Here is a 2833-nt window from a genome sequence, read left to right as displayed (position 1 = left end):
GCTCAAGGTCCAGGGCCCGACGCACGCGCTCGACCAATTCAGCTTCCAGCGGGCCGGAACGCAGCAACGGTGGCGCGATAAACGCCAGTTCATCGCCCTGGCGGCGGATGCGCACCAGGCCGATCTCACACTCCTGGATGATCTCCTCCCCAGCGGGTTGGCCACCGGCCAGCAACCAGGCATGGCAACTGCCCAGGGTCGGATGGCCGGCAAACGGCAACTCCTTGAGGGTCGTGAAGATCCTTACGCGGTAGTCCGCTCGTGGATCACGGGGCTTGAGCAGGAAGGTGGTTTCGCTGAGGTTGGTCCAGTTGGCGAAATCCGCCATCTGCTGGTCGCTCAGGCTGTCGGCGCCCAGCACCACGGCCAACGGGTTGCCCTTGACGGCCACGCTGCTGAAAACGTCCAGTTGTTTGAAGTCGAAAGAAGCCATGCCGGTCCTTATGCTGGGATGTTCAAGCCACGGATCACCGCCGGCCGGGCGACAAACCCGTCCAGGGCCCGCAGTACGTTCGGGAAGTCGGTAATACCCACCAGGTCGCCGGACTCATAGAAGCCGATCAGGTTGCGAACCCACGGGAAGGTGGCGATATCGGCGATGCTGTACTCGTCACCCATGATCCAGGTGCGGCCCAACAGGCGCTTTTCCAGCACCTCCAGCAAGCGGCGCGACTCGGCGACGTAGCGATCGCGCGGGCGCTTGTCTTCATAGGCCGCGCCGGCGAATTTGTTGAAGAACCCCACCTGGCCGAACATCGGTCCGATACCGGCCATCTGGAACATCAGCCACTGGATCGTCTCGTAACGCATCGCCGGGTCTTCGGGAAGCAATTCACCGCTCTTCTCGGCGAGGTAGATCAGGATCGCGCCCGACTCGAACAGCCCCAGCGCCTGGCCGCTCGGGCCATTGGGGTCGATGATCGCCGGAATCTTGTTGTTGGGGTTCAGCGACAGGAACTCGCTGGAAAGCTGGTCCTGGGTCTCGAAACTGACCTTGTGCGCCTCGTAGGGCAGGCCGATTTCCTCGAGCATGATCGACACCTTGACCCCGTTGGGCGTGGGCAACGAATACAGCTGCAGACGCTCGGGATGCCGGGCCGGCCATTTGGCGGAGATGGGGAAGTCTGAAAGTGAGTTCATCATGGGACTCCTGATAAAAGTAGGAGAGTAGTGGTTCAGTGCCTATCGTGCATCCGTCTTAATTCAGCAACATCTGCGGGTTAATCTCCTGCACACGGCAAGGATGCCGCCCCATCTCCCCCGCGAAACGAACCAAACTGCCTTGGGGGACTCTTAAAGAGCGCCCGATGGCTGGGCTTGCTTGCCCTGAATCCCTGCACCGAGACTTAGAACCATCATGACCATCAAGCCTCTGTGCCTTGCGAAACGCTTCAAACGCTACTCCTACATCCTGCTGCCGGTATTGCTGGTGAGCGCCGCGGTCGGCCTTAGCCTGGAATCGCGGGTCAGCCGCGCCCAGCCGGTCGACGGCGTGCAAACCCTGGTGTTCCTGCGCCATGGCGAGAAACCTGCCGGGGGCCTCGGCCAACTCAACTGCCAGGGGCTTAACCGTGCGATGAACCTGGCCACCGTGCTGCCGGAAAAATTCGGCAACGCCAACTACGTGTTCGCACCCAACCCGACCCGCAATGTCGAGGAAGGCGAGAAAGACAACTCCTACAGCTACATCCGCCCGTTGATGACCATCAGCCCCAGCGCGATCAAGCTCGGGTTGCCGGTCAACATAAAGTTCTCGGCCAATGACACCAGCGCCCTCGCTGACGAACTGGTGGAAGACAAATACCACAACGCCGTCATCTACACTGCCTGGTCCCATGGGTATCTGCCGGACTTGATCAACAAGGTGGCAAGCGAGGCCGTCGGTGAAAAACATGTGATTACCGACGATTGGTCCGGCAGCGATTTCGATAGCTTGTATGTGTTGACCCTGACCTGGCACAACGGCAAGGCCTCGCTGCTCAGCCGCAACTACAAGCAAGGCCTGGATAATGGCCAGCAGACTTGCCCGGACGCAACGCAAGTCAGCGCCGATATCTGACCGCCCCCTCGCCACAGCAAGCTCCCTCGCCACANNCCCTCGCCACAGTGCTTCGGAGGCGGCCTTGTACAGCGTATGATGTTGCGCTATTGACTCACCTGCGGATCATCTACATGTCCAACCTCTCCTCCACCCAGCCTGCCCGGGGCTGGTCCTTCTGGTGGAAACCAGCGCTGTTCCTGCTGGTGGCCTGCGTCGGCCTCTACTACGTGAAATGGTCGCCCTACTACGCCAAGGCGTTTATCGCGGCAGACAACCACAGCATCGGCGCCTCGATTCTCAACGACCAGCAAAGCGCGCCACTGGCCGCCGCGCTGGCCTATGCCCAGGTGTATTTCCTGGCGATCTGGAAAGCTGCCGTATTGGCGGTCATTCTCGGCTCATTGCTGCAGGTGCTGATCCCACGGGACTGGCTGCTGCGCCTGTTTGGCCGTGCCGGGCTGGGATCTACCCTGCGTGGCGGGCTGTTCGCCCTGCCGGGGATGATGTGCAGTTGCTGCGCCGCTCCGGTGGCGGCCGGTATGCGTCGGCAGAAAGTCTCGGTCGGCGCGGCGCTGGCGTTCTGGATTGCCAACCCGGTGCTGAACCCGGCGACACTGGTGTTCATGGGCTTTGTGCTGGGCTGGGGCTTTACCGCGCTGCGGTTGGTGGCCGGGATCGTGCTGGTGGTGGGTGTTTCGCTGGTGGCGCAACGCATCGCGCGGCCGGAGCAGGTACCGGAAGCCGCGCTCGACGCCGTGGCCCAGGCCAGCCATGCCGAAACCGAACCGTTCC

General features: G+C 61.9%; 4 protein-coding genes. 2 read left to right on the top strand and 2 right to left on the bottom strand.

What is annotated here, in order from left to right; all coding sequences use genetic code 11:
- Together HX846_RS27050 and HX846_RS27045 are read right to left on the bottom strand one after the other, a co-directional pair.
- Nucleotides 1-433: PhzF family phenazine biosynthesis protein (locus HX846_RS27050; protein WP_178966456.1), on the bottom strand; the 433-nt coding region annotated here is incomplete at its 3' end.
- 8 nt (nt 434-441) lie between these two features.
- Nucleotides 442-1140, bottom strand: a complete 699-nt coding sequence (locus tag HX846_RS27045; RefSeq protein WP_178966455.1) for a glutathione S-transferase N-terminal domain-containing protein — start codon at nt 1138-1140, stop codon at nt 442-444.
- A gap of 217 nt (nt 1141-1357) precedes the next feature.
- Here HX846_RS27045 and HX846_RS27040 point away from each other — a divergent pair, with 217 nt between their 5' ends.
- Nucleotides 1358-2059, top strand: a complete 702-nt coding sequence (locus HX846_RS27040) for a histidine phosphatase family protein (protein WP_102604857.1) — start codon at nt 1358-1360, stop codon at nt 2057-2059.
- 113 nt (nt 2060-2172) lie between these two features.
- Nucleotides 2173-2833: permease (locus HX846_RS27035; RefSeq protein ID WP_178966454.1), on the top strand; the 661-nt coding region annotated here is incomplete at its 3' end.

Source organism: Pseudomonas sp. K5002 (genome assembly GCF_013386655.1).
In the GTDB taxonomy this organism is placed as follows: Bacteria; Pseudomonadota; Gammaproteobacteria; order Pseudomonadales; family Pseudomonadaceae; genus Aquipseudomonas.
The sequence above is the reverse complement of the archived record's forward strand: the minus strand, read 5'-3'. Positions and strand labels throughout refer to the sequence as shown.